We start from the raw sequence: 18,489 nt of genomic DNA on the forward strand, positions 1-18,489 counted from the left end.
ATATATATATAACTTAGACCATGGCGCGCACATCGTTATTAAGCTTCTCAAAAGAAAAACAAAAGAGGGAGGGCTCTGCTTGGGTTTTCGAAAAGCGGGGCGCACCTCCCTTTATTATTTAGTTTACAAAAAAAATAGCAAAATAATCTCATTAATCTTTTTTTTAAATCATTATATATATAAAGAAATTGCAAGATAATTTTTAAATATTATATATATTATTAACATAAATAAATAACTAATTATAATTATTTTTTTTAAGTAAATAATATTTATTTATCTATTTTTAAAAAAAATATGTTAAAATATAATAAATTATTTATTTAAAATATTTTTTAAAAAAATATGTTAAAATATAATTGAAAGCATAAAGATAAGTATAAAAAAAATAAGATTATCATTATTTTTATGCCTTAAATAAAATATTTTATCAATAAAAATTAGAAAGAAAAAAATTGAAAAAAAAATAAATTTAAAAAAAATAAAAAAATAAATAAAAATTACTACTATTTATTTTTATTTAACATAATTTGTATATTATTAATTTTTTTTATCTTAAATTCAATAAATAAAACAGAAAAAAAAGAAATAAATGAAATAATTGATTTAAAAGAAAATGATTCAGAAAATTATAATGATTTACAAACTAAAATTGATAATTTAAATAAAAATTTAAGTCTAAAAGAACAAGAAAAAGAACAACAAATAACCAAATCAGAGCAAGATAAAAAAGATTTACAAACTAAAATTGATAATTTAAATCAAAATTTAAGTCTAAAAGAACAAGAAAAAGAACAACAAATAACCAAATCAGAGCAAGATAAAAAAGATTTACAAACTAAAATTGATAATTTAAATCAAAATTTAAGCCTAAAAGAACAAGAAAAAGAACAACAAATAAAAATTTTAGAACAAGATAAAAAAGATTTACAAACTAAAATAAATAATTTAAATATTGAAAAAGAACAACAAATAACTAATTCAGAACAAGATAAAAAAGATTTACAAGCTAAAATTGATAATTTAAATCAAAATTTAAGTCTAAAAGAACAAGAAAAAACCACACAAATAAAAATTTTAGAACAAGATAAAAAAGATTTACAAGCTAAAATAAATAATTTAAATATTGAAAAAGAACAACAAATAACCAAATCAGAACAAGATAAAAAAGATTTACAAGCTAAAATTGATAATTTAAATCAAGAATTACAAAACTTACAATTAAAAGCTACAGAAATGATAACCCAAACACAAACATATAATAACGAATTACAAACTAAAATAGATATTTTAACTCAAGAAAAAGAACAATTATTAAAAAATTTAAATGAAATACAAAAAAATTCTAGTAATAATGAATCATCACCTTACAATTTACAACAATCAATAGAAAACTTTGTAAAATCAACAACAAATCAGTTTTAATAATAAATTTAAAACTTACTAAAATAATTATTAATTATTATTCTTTATTTATGAAAAATAAAATATATTTTACTCAAAAAGAGAAAAAAGTTTAAAAAAGGGATTATAATAATAATGATAGTTTTAAAAAAACATATAATTTTATATAAAAAGTATCTATTATTTGTTTCTATCAATTTTAAAAATAATAATCATAGTATAAATATAAATAATTTTTAAAACTAACTTAAAATATATAAAAAATAATATAAATAAATTCATTATTATATTATTTTTTATCTAAATAATGGAAATTTTTAAAATAAAATAAAATTCTTAAACAAACTAATAAATTAAATGAGTTAGTAGTCAAATTGGGAAATAAATTTAACAACATAATAATCAAAAAAATAGAATATTTATTTTGTAAATTTAATTTTTCTTTAATAGTATCAAAATATAAATAATAACCATTAAAAGTTTTAGAAATAGTTTGAAAAACAATCATTAATAATAAAAATAAAAATATTTTATAACGTTTATCGAAATTATTAATATTTTTATTATTTGAAAAAGATAAAAATAAATAAGAAAAACAAGGAATAAAAAAATTTGTTAAAGAATTTAAAAATATCCACTGAAATTGAGAAAAATCACTTTTATAACCAAATGTCGCAAATAATTGATAAGAACCGGGTAAAATGTTAACAAAAAAACAAATCATAGAATAAATAATTATACCTAAAAAACTATATCTAAATTCTAAAATAATTACCATCAACATTAAAGGTATACCTGAAATTATAAAAAATTTAATATGAAAAAATGGTACCATAATGTTAGATAAAAATATGTGTTTTGAAAATATTTCTAAAACAAAAGATGAAGTTATTAAAAGAGAAACTATGATTATTTTACGTAAATTTATTAATTTCATTTTCAAAATAAATTTTATTATAACCCCCCAATATTTCTAATATATATATACATATATATATAAATAAAAATTAATTATTAATAACTCCAAATTCTTCATTCTTTTTATATAAAAATTCTTTCCCTTTTAAAGTTACAAATATATAATTACCTTTAAATCTAATATATTTTTTTTCAAATAAAAAATTAAGACATTTTTTATAAAAATTTAAAGACCACTTTAAATCTAAGGGAATTATTTCAGTATCGATTTTTTTTTGTTTTTTATTATGATTTTGAATATGCATTAATAAACTAATTGAAAAAAAAATCTTTTTTTGAAAACGATATTTAAATATTTTAGAAATAATTCCGTTGTTAGGTGCAAAAAAAAGCACTAATAAGAACAAAACTAAAGTAATGAAGGATGTTAAACCAGATAATGGTAAATCTGTTAAAATAGATAAACAATAACCAATATGAGCACTTAAAAAAGCTAATAATATTGATAATAAAACGCTATGAAATAAATTTTTAGCAAATAAAAGAGCAGTTGCAGCTGGTCCTATCATTAAAGCAATTACCAAAATAGAACCAACAGCATCAAAAGAAACTACCGTTGTTAAAGAAACCAAAGTAATTAAAGCATAATTAATTAAACCTACAGAAAAACCTAAAGAAGATGCCAAAGCTTTATCAAAACTTGCAATTTTTAATTCTTTATAAAAAACTAATACAAAAATAATATTTAAAAATAAAACTACTAAAATATTAAAAATCCTTGGTAAAGTTACTAAATTAGGGTCGCCTAGAAGTGCGGCATCAACATCCACATGCGCTTCTTTAATTCCAGTGATATTAAGGCCGATAATAATAACCGCAATAGAAAATAAAAAAGAAAAAGCAATTCCAATTGAAGCATCTTCATTAACTTTTTTATTACTACTCAATAACTCTGATAAATAAGCAGTCAAAAGGCCTGTCAATGTGGCTCCTATAATAAGTAACGGCGAAGATAAATCCTTTGTATATAAAACCGACCCAACAATTCCCAATAAAACACTATGACTAATTGCATCCACTAACATAGATTTTTTTTTCAAAATTAAAAAACTACCTAAAATAGAACAAGCAATAGAAGTGGAAACAATAGCAAAATAAGGATATATCAGTATTATATTAAACATATTTTTTTATATTCTCCCTTCTATTAATTCTTTGACTAATTTTTTTCCTTTAATACTAAAATGAATTTTGTTTTCTTTTAAAATTAAATAACCTTGCTCAAAAAATAAAGGATTAATTTTTTCAATATTTAAATTATTTAAATCATTTTTATTTGTATAAAAATGAATTAATTTTTTAAAAATAATAATCTTCTTTTTATAATGGTAATGTCTGTAATTGTTTTTAATAATACCATTTTGAGGAGCTAAAAGTAAAGATAAAAAAACAAAAATACTTAAAATTAAAGTAATAGCAGGTCCGGTTGGTATAGTGGATTCATTAATTTTAAAAGAACTAATTAAAACACCTAAAATACTGGCAATAATAGAACAAAAACCAGCAATTAAAAAATTTAAAGATAAGCGATTACTCCAATTTCTAGCAATTAATCCGGGAGCAATAATTAAAGAACTAATTAAAATTACTCCTACAATTTGTAAACCAATAATTACTACCAAAATAGTTAAAGAATTGATTATAAAATTCATTATTTTGGGTTTAATTCCTATTATTGTAGCATATTCTTCATTAAAAATAAATAATTTAAGTTCTTTCCAAAAAAGAGTAATAATAAAAAATACTACTATAAAAATAATTATAATTATTTTAAGTTGTTGATGTGATATTGAGGCTGCTTGACCTAAAAAAAACTTATCTAAACGAGAAATTTTAGTATCAGGAGCGTGAATTTGAGCATATGATAAAAGTACCTTACCTAAACCAAAAAAAGAAGATAAAAGTAAAGTTAAAATAGCGTCATATTTAATTTTTTTGGTATACTTTTTAATTATTTCGATCAAAAATAAAACTAAAAAAGAAGCAATAAAGGCACCTAAAAATAAATATTTATCATCAAATTCATTTGTAATTAAATAAACTATGACAATTCCAGGAATACAGGAATGCGATAAAGCATCACCAACTAAAGCTTGCTTTTTTAAAACTAAAAATACCCCTAAAAAACCAGCAGTTATAGCCAAACAAGAAGTTCCTAAAAGTATTTTTAATATATATATCCATCCATCATCTATAGAATTCATTTCATAAACCTACTTCAGTTACTTTTCTTTGAAATTTATTATCAGCATAAGTTTTTTTAATATTTTCTTCGTTAAAATTTTCAGCAATAGTTCCACTAGCTATTTTTTGTAAATTAATTAAAGTTACATGATCAAAATAAACAGGGACTGTATCTAAATCATGATGAACTACAATTAATGTTTTCCCTTGTTTTTGAAGAGACTTTAAAACTTCAATAATAGATTTTTCTGTTTTAATATCTACACCTTGAAAAGGTTCATCCATTAAATAAATATCACCTTCTTGTGCTAAAGCTCGAGCTAAAAATATTCTTTGCTGTTGACCACCTGAAAGTTCAGATATTTGACGATCTTTTAAAGTAGTCATTGAAACTTTTTCCAGACAATCTAAAGCAATGGCTTTATCTTTTTTACCAGGTCTTTGGAACCACCCTAAATGGCCATAACGCCCCATTAAAACAACATCTAAGACAGTTGTGGGAAAATTCCAATCTACCGAATTTCTTTGTGGAACATAAGAAATTTTTTTATAAACTTGTTTATAAGATTGACCGTTGAATAATATCTTTCCCGATATTTTAGGAATTATATTTAACATAGTTTTCAATAAAGTTGATTTTCCAGCACCATTTGGCCCTATAATAGCCATTAAAACACCTTGTGGTACTTCTAAATCAATATCCCATAAAACTGGTTTTGATTCATAAGCAACAGTTAAATCTTTAATATCAATGAAATTTTGTTTCATATTGATTAATTTTTCCTTTCTTATAAAAAAATATTATATTTTTACAATAAATTTTCATTTTTTGCTTAAATATTTGAAAATAATATTTATATTATGTTGAAATGTTTCTATGTAATCATTTTTATCATTTAAAGAATCTGAATATAAAAGATTTTCTTTATCGTCTGTAGTGGGATGGACTATTTTAACCCATTCTAATGATGATTCTTTGAGAGATTTAATAGTATTTTCAGGAACAGAACTTTCAGTAAAAATAGCTTTAACACTATTAGCTTTAATAATAGGAATCAATTCTAAAATCCGACCCGAGCTAACTTCATCTTGAGTAGAAATTCCTTGTATAGGTTCTAATTTAAATATTTTTTTATTTTCTGTTTGTATTTTTGATCCACCATCTTGTATTTTATTTAAAAAATCACATAAATAAGAAAAGGCATCATGAGCTGTAATTAAATAAACTTCTGATTGACCAAAATTTGTGTCAGTAATTTGTTGAATAATATCTTCTTTTAATTTTTTTAATTTTTCATAATAAATATTAAAATTACGATCTATTTGAACTTCAATTTTTGATTTATCTTGAGGTTTAATAATTTTTTTAATTTCTTTTTTTAAACCTTCGCAAACTATTTGCCATAAATCAACATTAAACCAAATATGCGGATCAGGATAGTCACTTTTACCACGTATTATGTCCTGATTATTGTTAGATGTTAAATATTCACCTGCTGAAAAAAACTCACATGCATGATTTTCACTTTGACATAAAGTTTGAAAAGCTTTTTGCATTTGCGCTTCTAAATGAAGACCATTAGTAACCATTAAATCAGCACTTATAATATGCCTTAAATCACTTGGTTTAGCTTGATAATTATGTGGATCAACTCCAGTTGTCATTAAAGTTTTAACCTCAAAATAATCATCATTTGTTTCATTTAATTTAATCCCTTGGGTTAACTGTTGAGATAAATTACCTAACATAGTAGTAGTAGCAACTATCTTTTTAGAAGATTTAAAATCATCAGCCTTCAAAATCTTTAAAAAAGTTAAAATACTTAAAAATACCAATAAAAAAGTACTTAATAATAAAATGCTAATGAAGTAAATTTTTTTTTTTTTTAATTCCATTTGATTATTACCAATTCCTCCTTTTTATATTTTATTTTTTATCAATTGAAAATAATGAAAAAAATTTAAAATAAATTTTTATTTTTATTAGGTTTTAATTTTAAAATTATCATATAATTTCAAATATTTTAAATTTTTATATTTAATTATTCTAAACTCATTTCAAATAATGACAATTAATATCAATAAAAAAATAAAAATTTGAAATAAAAATCATCAAAGTGTAATTAAATTTTAAATATAATGAAAAAAATAAATATTATCTAATATTATTATTATAACTGATATTTAATGTAACTAGTATTTAAAAAAATAATTAAAATATATTTTTTTTCGTAAAATTAAATTTTTTTAATTAAATAATTTCAAACACATTATATAACAATATTAATCAATATTTCAATGTTTAAATTTTTTATTTAATTTAATTTTTATATAAAAAATCGATACTTATTGAAGTTTTTTTATTTTTTAATGATGGAATTTTATTTTAAGATTACAAAAAATTAAAAAAACAATGGAGAATTAATTATTATATTAATTTCAATTTTTTTAAAAATAAAATAATTATTGATAACTGATATTTAAAAAATAAAGATCAATTAATAAATTTTATAATTGTATTTTTTTATTCTTTCAATAAGGATAGTTGAAAAAAAATAAAGCCAAATTTTCTAGATAATCAACCTATCACAAACATTTTTATTATTATCAAAAATGAAATATAAATAAAAAATTAATCAAAAACACGTCATTAAACAAAAATACAATACCCTTTTATAAGAGTATTAATTATTAAAGAAATTTATTTATTTTTTTACATATAAAAAAAATCAAATTTTATTTAAAAACTTAGATTTTTTTTATATGTAATTGAATTTTATACCATATTTTCTTAAATGATAAAATATTATAAAAGAGTGAGAAACTTCAAAAAATTGGTATATTTATAAAGATTTAAACTTTGTCATATAAAATTAACATTTCCAAAAATCTGATCTTAGATAATAAATTTTTTATGCTAATTTTCTTTCATAATTTTTATAATGATATTTATATATTTTTAATATATATATATATTTGGTAAACGTTTAAATATAATTTCTGTGCACCTTTTTTTCCTACATGAGGATGATATATTCCAGGATTTTTATAGCATAATCACAAATTTTTAAGTGTAAAACAAAATGTTCTAATAAATTGCCATAAAATAAATTATAAGATTTTTGATATTCGAAAAAAACTTTTTCAACATATTGGGAATTTCGATAAACTTCTCGCTTCGTATTCAAATATATGATGAATATCTAAACCTTCATGAGAACTTTTAATGATAGAATTATCTTCTTCAAAATCATGATCTAAAAAATAATCACCTTTCTACTTGGCCATATTTGTGTGGTAAAAAACACAGTTGGATCATATGCGGTGGACCAGAAAATGGAACCACTAAAAACACAAAAATAAAATAAAAAATCGTTTATTAAATTTAATTGAATAATCACTAAAAAAAATATTTTGTCAAATTTTTTATTAAAGAATTTTTTAAGTTTAAAAATTAGTGATAATAGGTTATTTAAAAAAAATGACTCTCATTTCGAGAGCCATCCAGAGAGGATCCATTTAAATATTTTTTTTATTAATATTTTTAATATTTTTTTGATTGATTTTGGTTTTGGATTTTTTTCTTTTAATTTTTCATAATACCTTATACTAATCGGAAAATAATTATGAGAATTAATCGTTTTATTAAAATCATTTTCTAAAAAACGGAAAACCCCTAATAATTGAAATAATTTTACATAGTAACACCAAAAACTGGCGTACAATTCACAAACATAATATATTATCAATATACAAAACATAATAACTAAAAAATAAATTAATATATGCATAATTTGATTATAAATCGAGGTTTTATATATAGAAGGATCACGAAGAAAAACTGGAATTAACCATATTATAATTGTAACTAAAACAGTCCAAAATTTTAATTGAGATAATTTTCTTAAAAAATAATTTTTTCCCCAAGGTAATTCTGTACCATATGTATCTAATTTATAAAATTTGTTCCCTCTCCCTTTGCTAGGAACATCTGGCAACGATTCATAAAAATCAATATTATTTAAGGTTTTGGCTTTATTAGGATCTTTATAAATAAATATTGTTCCTCGTATTATTTTAAAACAAATATAAGAATATACTCCTATTAGTATAAAGCATGAAATAAAAATAAAAATCCCAAATATTATTTTGTTTTTCATAAAATCAACATGACTGCTTTTTAATTCTAGTAAAGTAATAAACAACATCGAACTTAAAATTAAAAAAGCGATGATATCTTTAATTATTTGTTTGTATTGAATAATAATAACCTCCCTTCTTTATATATTTTTTATAATTCAAAAATATTTTTTTAAAATAAGAAACGGAAACCTTTAGTAAGAGTGTCATAAACACCGTAACCAATATCTTGAACTGTATTAACGGTTGCACCAACACCTTTAATGACTGAAACGGTGCCTCTACCAATATTATCTGCGAAATCTAAAGGATCTTTTACTTTTTTATAATTATCTTGATTAAAAAGGTTTTTACCTACCTCTTTAAAAACGTTAACTGGATAATTATTTGCTTTATTTATAGTTTTACTAAATTCAAAAAATCCTCTGGCTAAATCACGAGCTACTGGAACATCGTCCACGAAATCGGTCACATTCATTATAACATCTTCAAAATTGCTAATATATGAACTGGCAATTTCTAAAGCGGCAGGATTATTTTTTTCGAAAATATCAACTACTAAATCTGCTAATTTTTCACTTACAACCCCAGCAGCACCAGTAATTAAAAAATTACCGAAAGATAACTTATTAATAGTTTTTTTAGATACTTTTTCAGCAATCTTTTTCATAATTTTTTCAATAGTTATTTTTTTGTTTTTAATATTTTTAACACTTGGCACTTTATCTGACGCTTTATCTATTATAGCGGAAGCAAATTTTACTGCAAGATTACCTTTAGCATGTCTTGCTTTTGAAATATCATGATGTTGTAATACATTCACATCTTCTCTTATTTTCCAAAAACAATACATATGGGGTGAACCATTACCTAACCATCTTAAATCCACAAAATCATAATTGCGATCTCTTTTATTTCTAGTACCACCATCAAAATAAACAGCTAGAATGTCTTCTTCATCCTTAATAGACCAATAAATAGACCCTTCTTTTGTAGCATTATATGATGAAATATTGCTGACAGAACCATTAAAATTAGGATTAATATGGGTTTTAATCTAATTTAGAACTGTATTTTCATCAGCATCAGATTCTAACATGACGTGAATAATTTCTGTTTGTCTAATAGTTCTTTCGGAAAATTCATTCTCACGCAACCCAAAAATTTGATTATTAAAAACCAATAATAAAAAAATAGTGATTCATAAAATAATTTTTTGAAAAAAAAGCAAATTTATTTTTTAACATCATATAATGAATATAAAACCTCAAATTATTTTTTTATATTTCATAAAACTATGTAAATAATTAAAATAAAATTTAATAAATAATATAATTTAGATAGTAAATTCCTTCTTAATTGTTTGATAGTTTAAAATTATATGATATAATTCCAATTTAAAAGTTATCCATTTTTTGTGTTCATTTTTTGGTTCCTTGTTATCATTTGTGAGAGAAAAATAGAACCGTTAGAAGTACCAAAAGAAAAAATTATTTATTAAATTTAACTATATGATAAACAAAAAAAATATTTTGTCAAATTTTTTAAAAATAATTTAGTTTTAATAAAAATTTGAAAAAATATTTTTTTTTAGTTATTATTCAATTAAATTTAATAAACAATTTTTTTTATTTATTTTTGTGTTTTTTAGTAGTTCCATTTTTTTGGTCCACTGCAATATGTTAATAATAATATTGTCTCGATATCTGTTAATTTTTCATTATCTTGATATTTATTTAAAATTTTTTGAATATCTTCGAAATGTTTTTGTAAATTATACAATCTTTGATAAATAAATAAGATTAATAACATCAATTTTATCAAAGTTATTAATCTTATTTCCTCAAGTAATATCAAAAAATCAAAAATTATCTATTATTTAAAATATCCGTTAAATTTTTTTAAAGTTCCAAATATTATTTGCGTTCTCTAAATAGTCCTGCATAATACATTAATTCTAAAATACGAATAAAAATATAAATAAGGGTGATTTGAAAACCTAAAGCCACTTGCCATTCGTATTCTTTGGAAATATTCTGTTGAATAATTTGTTCGGCATATTTAAAATCCATCGCTAAACTCAAAGTACCGATTATAATAGCAAAAATAGAAACGAATGCACCTAAAAATGGGTTCATTTGCTTAATACTATAACCACTGTAAACCCTAGAAAAAAGGATTATTAAGTCGAATAGAACAATCATAAACATCGATATCATAATAAAAATAACAAACTTTTTAGTAACTTTAATAATATTATTGTAAAAAGCTAAATTCATTAATATAAAAAGAATTGAAACACTTAGAAGATCGATAGCTACCAACATTAAAACATTATCATAAACGATATTTAATAAACAAAATAAAACACCAAAAAACATGCCTTCAAAAATAGAATATGTCATCGCTACATATTTAACCATTTGAACAGGCAAAAACCTAGAACCTATAATTAATATAAAAGAAATGATTGGTAAAACAAACAAAATTAAAATAATAGAAACTTTACGATCATTTAACGCAGTTATTTTAGCAGGTTGCACAGTTAAACCACCATTAAAAAGAAAAAAAGTAATGATAGTTGTTGCAATAGTAACTAATAAAAGCGTGATAGTTTTTAAAGCAATACTTTTTCTCGAAACATTATTTTTAGATATGGAAATACTTTTTTTTGTATTAACACTATTTAAAACATCATTTAAAATTATGTTTTTATTCATTTTAAAACTCCTTTTAAAATTATTTTTTATGATTTATTAAGATTAAATTTTTTTTAATTTTTAAAATTATATTATTTGATTTTTTAGTTTATATTTATTTATAAAAATTATATATATTATACATAAAAAAATTAAATTTTAATTTAGATAATATTAATATAAGAATTATTTTTTTGATTTTGGCTAAAAAAATATAAATATATAAAATAAACAATATAATAAGATTATTTATTTAAAACAATATCTTTTTTAATCCTCCTATTTTTTATGTTTAATTTAATTATATTTTTGATGATACATCATTATATCTGATATCTAATCAATTTGTGTTGTTATTACTATTAAATCATTTTTATTGAAATAATAAAAAATATAATTATTACTATAATTATAACAATTTATTAATAAATTGTTAATTTGTTTGATTTAAATATTAAACAATATAATTGCTTTATTTTTAAAAAAATTAAAAATTAATATTTTTTTTAAATTTATTTATCACTATTGATAATTTTTTTAATAAATTTATATACAAATATTATAAAATTTAAAAATAAAATAATACCAATGAAAAATTTCACTAAAGTTAGTTTATCACTGAATAAATCTTGAAATTTTTTCAATACTTGATTCAATATCGTATCATTAGTAGTTTTATCTCTCATATTTTCAATGGGTTGTTCATTAAATGTTGAAGTATGTTGTTGATCATTTCCATAAATTAAATATTGAAGTTCATTAAATACCTCTCGACCATAATCATTAATCATTTTTTTTCTAAAATCATTTTCATTATTTATAGAAATATTATAAGGATATTTTTCTTTTATTATTTTTTGATTTTCCTGATTATTTCTTTGACTACTAACAATACTAACTGTTTTTAACGTTGAACCTTCCCATAAAACTTCACTTGGTTTTGTTAAATAATATAATTCTAATTCATTATTAGGTTGTTTAAATTTAATTATCAAAATTGGTTTTCTTATATTATCTCCTTTTAAAAAAACTTGCAGAAAAATACTAGTAGGTTTAAATTCATGAAATTTTTTCGTTTCCAAATATTTCAAAGGTTTAGAAAAAATTAACTCTTTATCATCTGTTAAATCAGTATATTTTAAATCGATTAATTTAAGTTCTTCTTGAGCTTTAATAAATTGATTAAAAACCAATATTAACGCTAAAAATATCAATAAAAAAAACTTAACAAATAATTTAACTCGGATCATTTAACATATCTTTTCCCTTTCTAAAACAAAAAAAATTTAATATTAATCATAGAAAAAAATATTTTAAAACTACTCAATAAAAACTTTTTTATAATGATTTATAAAACATTTAAATTAATTTATAAATAATTAATGTCAAAATCATAAAAATAGTCAGACCTAATAAAAATTTCACTAAAATTTGATAATCACCAAAAAAATCAGAAAACTTAAAATTAATTAAGTTTTGCTCGAATTTTCAATTTTATCTAAAATTGCGGTATCTTTAGAAACTACCATTGAATAAGCAGTTTTTAAATCTGATATTTGAATTTTATCGCGTAATTTTGGTTTTCTATAATTTTCTGAAATTTTAGGGTCAACAATTTTACGATTTTTAGCAAAAATATTGACAGCTGTTTTTAAAATATTTTCTAAAGTACGATTTGATTTTAAAAAACTATTTTCACCTTGATAATCATCTAAAGCCACATTAATTACTTTGAATAAATAATTTTTCGCTTCATCACTATAAGGATTTTTACGACGATTAATCATAAATTTTAAGAATTCCTCACGTTCTTTACGCTCAAATGGTTTTACTTCAATGTTATAAGTGAAACGTGATTTAATTGCTTCTTCTAATTGGTCAATATGATTTGTGGCCCCAATTACGAAAACTGGTTTATTAGGATTATTATCAATTGAAGTCATTTCAGTTTTAAAAGCATTCACAACATTAGCAACTTCAGCATTAGCTTCAAGATTGTTAATATTAACGAAAATGGTTTCACATTCATCTAAGAAAATGATGGCACCACCTTTTTGTTCAGCTAATTCACGAGCTTTATCAAATAAATCTTTTACCATTTGTGTAGCAATTCCGCGATATTTTTGGGAGAACATTGAACTTGGAACTTCGAAAAAAGGTAATTTAATTTCTTTAGCTACAGCTCTGGCTAAGGTAGTTTTACCTGTACCAGGACAACCATAGAGTAAAATTCCTAAAGGCGGCTCAACATCACCAATATTTTCATAATTAGTTTTATTACGCATATAATCAATAAAACCATCAACTGCCACTTTTTCTTCTTTAAAACCGATTAATTTATCAAATGGTAAAAATTTAGTGGTATCTGCGGGTTGAAATTGTAATCTATCTTCTTCATTTGATTCTTCTGGAGAATTGGGTGGATTACTTTTTACATTTTTTGAATTTGAATTAATTTTTTCACTGGAATTAGTTTCTAACTTTTCATTCGAATGGAAGCCGGAGTGTTCAGTATTTATTTTTGATAATTTTTCTTCTATCGAAACAATTCTCTGATCAAATTTTTTCGATTCCTTGGACATCATGGTCATATAAACCCAAATTATAATTAACAATAAAAATAAAACTAATAAAAATAATTTCATTACAATTAATTTTGAAGATTTTAAAACGGTTGGTGAATTTGATTTATTAAATTCTTTTTCAAATTCTAAATTATTTTTTTCAATTGACATTGATTTCAATTCCTTTTTTTACTAATTATTTATTTAACATTTTTATTATTTTGGATTATCTTTAGAATTTTTTAAAATCTAAAATTTTTTTAAAAATTAAATAATTTAACTTATTATTTCACCATTTTGGCAATTTTTTTTAATTTCAAAAATATTTATTGTTAGAAAGTTATTAATAATATGAATTTTTTTATTTTATGATTAATAATGATTTTATTTTTTTAATATTTAATTTTAAATATACAAATTATGTATATAATATTATTAAGATACTTAAATTTAAATAAAAAAAACATTAAAAGAAAGAATATTTTATGCATAATTTAAAATTAAATATTAAAACATTAATTATTTTAATTATTAATTTAGTTTTGATATTTTTAGTAAGTTGTAATATTATTAAAGCTCAATCAGATAGTAAGCATTTTTTAAATTTAGAAGAAAAACCAAATAAAGAATTATTAGAATCAAAAATATTATCCCAAAAAGAAAAAAAAAGTTTAACATTAAAAAGAGATATAAAACAAAATGAATATGAATTAAAAAAAGATCAAGGAAATAGATTTTTTATTTTACAAAAAAGACGAGAAGGTAATTTTTTTCATCGAACAATTTATTTTTTCAAAGGTTTATATGAATTTATGCGAGAGGATTGGAAAAGTAGTTTTTTCGGTATATCAACTATCGTAATTATTTTTTTAATCATCATATTTATTTTGAGTTAATTTTGATAATTTAATAAATGTTTATAAAAACGTTTGATTCTATATAATCAATAATTTTAAGTTCCAAGAATACATTAAATTTTATTCTGTTGAAAACATTCACATTAAAAAATCAAAATATTTATTTAATATTAGCTAGAAAAATGAGACCATTAAAAAACACCAAATCAAATAAAAAATTGTTGATTAAATTTCACTTCATAATAACTAAAAAAATTATTTTATTAAAACTAAATTAATTAATTTTTAAGAAAATTATTTTTTTTCAAAATTATTTAAATTTAATTTTGATGGGTAATTAAATCAGAAAAAAATTAAAAAATTTTTTAAAAAACTAAAATCTAATGCTAAATATCCTTAATTAACTTGAAAAATTTTTTTATATTAATCTCTTTTACCTCTACTATTATATATAATATATATAATAGTAATTTTTTTTTATTTACGATTAAATAGAGGGTATTTTTTGCAACTCTCACCTTTATTATTGATTAATTTTTACAATACCCAGTTTTGAAGTTTAAAAGTTGAGAGAATATGATAATTTCAATATTTTTGGAGGGGTAGAAAATGATTATCATGATGAATAAATTTAGTAATAATGATAATAATTTCTTTTTGAGATAAATGTTGATTAATTATTTTTCAATTACCTCCTAAAAAATTTCACCATGATGTTCATATTCTGTTTCGAAATAGTTTTAAGGAAATAACTAGGTAGAAAATTTTACTTTTTGATAACAAAAACTATATGGTTACTAAGATATAATAAATTAATATTTGATATTGGCAAAAATTAATATAATTATCTATTTAAAATAACTTCAATAGGTTTTTTTCGAGCGAAATTATAAATAGGATAAAAAATACTAATAAATACAATTAAAAAAGTACTTACAACAATATTTAAAAATGCAATGCCTAAATGTAAATAAAAAATAATGTTTTCTCTAAATGAAATCAAGTCATCCTTCATTTTACCGATGATTGATATTAATTCTGAGGGTAATTTTTGTATAATACTTACTTGTTCGCAGTTTTCTAACCTTACAACATAAAAATTAATCATTTTTTTTACTACATCTTCAATCAAAATATTTCTAAAAGGAATGAAATAAAAAAACAAAATCGCAAAAATAGATATTAAACTAGCAATAACAAAACCTTCACTAAAAAAAATCTTAAACACATCTCTACTTCTAGCGCCTAAAGCTCTTAAAATTCCAATTTCTTTTTTTTTAAATTGAATACTTTGTTTTACAAATCGACCAACAGTAAAAAAAACAGTTATAAAAACAATTAAATTTAAATATAACATATTTTTTGTGCCATTACTTATCGTTGTTTCAGCAAATTGCAAAAAAAATTGAATCGACTTATCTAAAAAATCTATTTTTTTTAATGATTCTTGTAAGGATAATTGTTGTGCATGAGTTTGTAGATTTTTTAATGATTTCACACCAAAAAACGCAGCATTCGTAAAAATTTGGCAATATAACATCAACGCAGATATTAATAAAAAAAATATTAAAGCAATTTTTTTTTCTTTAAAATAACTCATGCCCATTTTAAAAGCTAATTTAAGGGGTAAATAACTACCAATTTTAATCATTTCTCGATGTTCGTGGGTATTATCATTCGCCACTTGATTAGTCGCTATAAAAGAAGCTTTAAAGTCATTTTGGTTTTGGTTTTGCATTTGAAGCAAAATTTCTGGGGTAATTTTTTGTCCAATTTTGAAACTTTTCGGATTAAAACCCTGTTGAGGAGATGGAGAAACATTATTTTTTGATAAGTCTGATAACACTTTTCCATCTTGTAATTCAATAACCCTTTGACCATAACGATAAGCACTTTCCGCATCATGACTAACAATAATCACTAACTTATCCGCAGATAATTTTTTAAAAATTTCTAAAACCTGTTTGCCTGTTTTAGAATCTAGATTGCCGGTGGGTTCATCGGCTAAAATAATGGAAGGATTTTTAATAATAGAACGCGCAATAGCGATTCTTTGTTTTTGACCGCCAGAAAGTTGATTAACTTTTCTCAATTCAAAACCATCTAAATCAAAATCTTTTAATAATTTCTTAATCATAACTGGATCAGCTTTTTTACCTTGTAAATGTAAAGGTAAAGCTAAATTTTGCATAACATTCAGATCTTCAATTAAATTAAAATCTTGAAAAACAAAACCGACACTACCATTACGATAATTATCAAAATCACTTTGTTTAAAATTAACAGTTGAATTGCCATTGATTAATATATCGCCATGATCAAAAAAATCTAAACCACCTAATAAATTTAATAAAGTAGTTTTACCCGAACCAGATTTACCTAACATAAAAATTAATCCTTTATCAGGTAAATTTAAAGATATTTTTTTTAACACATTAACCGGCATTTGAGATTTATTAGCAAAATTTTTAGTTAAATTGACTATTTGAATCATAAAAAATATTTTCTCTTACTTTCTTTTGACATTTGATTGATGTTTATATATATAGAAATAATATCTATATTTTTCATCAAAATATATAATTTGCATTCTGAAAAAGCTTTTAAATCCGTTAATTTTTAAATTCTAGTAATACAATTAAATTCTAATAAACACCATTAAAAAATAAATAACAAACATTAAATTATTATTCTTCATTGCATATTAACTTATTAACCAATTAGAATTTTTTTTGAATCAAAATTTCTTATTTATTTAAAATATTTTCATATTTAAAAATGATGGACAATAATCAAAAATTAAAACTCAATAAAATAAACAGTTTTTAAAAGTTTACAAGAAAGAAATAACATTGAACACCGAAGTTTTCTAAAACCTTAGACTTTTTTTAAAAATAATAAAATTTATTTTTAATAAATAAAAATATAATTTAAAAAATTCACTATTTATTTTAAAAATAAATAGTGCATTTTATCATTATTTTTTGTTTTGTTGTGATAATAAAAATTCTTTTTGTTCAAAATTTTTTATATCTTCATATAATCTTTCTTTTTCATTTTCTAGTTGAATAATTGAATATTTATTTTTTTGGAATATTATATTCCCATTATAAACAACTTCCCAACAATAAATATAGAACAAACTAAATAAAGGATATGTTTCTTCATGATTTGGTAAATCAATAATATTATTAAATATTATACATATAATAGAAATAGTTGCGATTATAGATGTAAAAATTATTTGTATTTTTCCTAATGCGAATAAAGATCTTTCTTTTTTTGGATTATTTTTTGATATATCATAATTTTCTACTTTAAAATTAATATTTTTTTGAATTTTATTTTGTAAATTATTTATTTCTTGTAAAAAATTTTTTTTTATGGAAATTTGTAATTCAATATCGCGTTTAAAAGCAAAAACTTTAAAAAAAGGATAAACACTAAACCATGCTAGACCTAAAGTCAAAACACTTATAACAGTAACGAAAACTAATTGTACTGTACTTAATTTACTTTTATCCAAATTTATATTAATAGTTTGAATTTGATTCATTATTACTCCCTGAAATATTGTATTTTTTTAGACTTTTAAAAAAAATAAAATAACTACTTAGATTTTTTTTTATTTTTTAAAACATTGATTTTTTAAAATATTTTTAA

Annotated in this window: 14 protein-coding genes; 2 read left to right on the plus strand and 12 right to left on the minus strand. The window is 20.9% G+C overall.

Annotation, left to right across the window (positions count from 1 at the left end):
* Positions 1 to 1,236 precede the first annotated feature (1,236 nt).
* Positions 1,237 to 1,425 (plus strand): hypothetical protein, encoded by a 189-nt coding sequence (locus tag ATP_RS00005; protein WP_012504159.1) that lies wholly within the window; start codon positions 1,237 to 1,239, stop codon positions 1,423 to 1,425.
* A gap of 268 nt (positions 1,426 to 1,693) precedes the next feature.
* Here the strand turns inward: ATP_RS00005 and ATP_RS00010 are convergent, their stop codons facing one another.
* From ATP_RS00010 to ATP_RS00060, 10 genes are all read right to left on the minus strand, one after another.
* Positions 1,694 to 2,341, minus strand: a complete 648-nt coding sequence (locus ATP_RS00010) for a hypothetical protein (RefSeq protein WP_041186045.1) — start codon at positions 2,339 to 2,341, stop codon at positions 1,694 to 1,696.
* Positions 2,342 to 2,411: 70 nt separating this feature from the next.
* Positions 2,412 to 3,506 carry a metal ABC transporter permease gene (locus ATP_RS00015; RefSeq protein WP_012504161.1) on the minus strand — a complete coding sequence of 365 codons (1,095 nt, stop codon included), beginning with the start codon at positions 3,504 to 3,506 and terminating at the stop codon, positions 2,412 to 2,414.
* Between the two features lie 6 nt (positions 3,507 to 3,512).
* Entirely contained in the window at positions 3,513 to 4,586 is a 1,074-nt protein-coding gene (locus ATP_RS00020; RefSeq protein WP_012504162.1) for a metal ABC transporter permease, read from the minus strand.
* Between the two features lies 1 nt (position 4,587).
* Positions 4,588 to 5,334 carry a metal ABC transporter ATP-binding protein gene (locus tag ATP_RS00025; RefSeq protein ID WP_012504163.1) on the minus strand — a complete coding sequence of 249 codons (747 nt, stop codon included), beginning with the start codon at positions 5,332 to 5,334 and terminating at the stop codon, positions 4,588 to 4,590.
* 54 nt (positions 5,335 to 5,388) lie between these two features.
* Positions 5,389 to 6,462 (minus strand): metal ABC transporter substrate-binding protein, encoded by a 1,074-nt coding sequence (locus tag ATP_RS00030; RefSeq protein ID WP_012504164.1) that lies wholly within the window; start codon positions 6,460 to 6,462, stop codon positions 5,389 to 5,391.
* A gap of 1,592 nt (positions 6,463 to 8,054) precedes the next feature.
* Positions 8,055 to 8,774: a hypothetical protein gene (locus ATP_RS02725; protein ID WP_012504165.1), complete on the minus strand. Its 720-nt coding sequence runs from the start codon at positions 8,772 to 8,774 to the stop codon at positions 8,055 to 8,057.
* 104 nt (positions 8,775 to 8,878) lie between these two features.
* Positions 8,879 to 9,595, minus strand: a complete 717-nt coding sequence (locus ATP_RS02730; protein WP_012504166.1) for a hypothetical protein — start codon at positions 9,593 to 9,595, stop codon at positions 8,879 to 8,881.
* A gap of 1,027 nt (positions 9,596 to 10,622) precedes the next feature.
* Entirely contained in the window at positions 10,623 to 11,426 is an 804-nt protein-coding gene (locus tag ATP_RS00050) for a Bax inhibitor-1/YccA family membrane protein (RefSeq protein WP_012504167.1), read from the minus strand.
* Positions 11,427 to 11,917: 491 nt separating this feature from the next.
* Positions 11,918 to 12,655: a hypothetical protein gene (locus tag ATP_RS00055; RefSeq protein WP_012504168.1), complete on the minus strand. Its 738-nt coding sequence runs from the start codon at positions 12,653 to 12,655 to the stop codon at positions 11,918 to 11,920.
* A 219-nt stretch (positions 12,656 to 12,874) separates the two neighbouring features.
* A complete protein-coding gene (locus tag ATP_RS00060) occupies positions 12,875 to 14,140 on the minus strand; it encodes an AAA family ATPase (RefSeq protein ID WP_231834336.1) in 1,266 nt (421 codons plus the stop codon).
* Positions 14,141 to 14,454: 314 nt separating this feature from the next.
* Here ATP_RS00060 and ATP_RS00065 point away from each other — a divergent pair, with 314 nt between their 5' ends.
* On the plus strand, positions 14,455 to 14,865 hold the full coding sequence (locus tag ATP_RS00065; RefSeq protein WP_012504170.1) for a hypothetical protein: 411 nt from the start codon (positions 14,455 to 14,457) through the stop codon (positions 14,863 to 14,865).
* 805 nt (positions 14,866 to 15,670) lie between these two features.
* Here the strand turns inward: ATP_RS00065 and ATP_RS00070 are convergent.
* Positions 15,671 to 17,320, minus strand: coding sequence for an ABC transporter ATP-binding protein/permease (locus tag ATP_RS00070; protein ID WP_012504171.1), 1,650 nt, complete (start codon positions 17,318 to 17,320; stop codon positions 15,671 to 15,673).
* Positions 17,321 to 17,803: 483 nt separating this feature from the next.
* On the minus strand, positions 17,804 to 18,382 hold the full coding sequence (locus ATP_RS00075) for a hypothetical protein (RefSeq protein WP_012504172.1): 579 nt from the start codon (positions 18,380 to 18,382) through the stop codon (positions 17,804 to 17,806).
* Between the last annotated feature and the right edge of the window lie 107 nt (positions 18,383 to 18,489).

It is taken from the genome of Candidatus Phytoplasma mali (genome assembly GCF_000026205.1).
Classification (GTDB): Bacteria; Bacillota_I; Bacilli_A; order Acholeplasmatales; family Acholeplasmataceae; genus Phytoplasma; species Phytoplasma mali.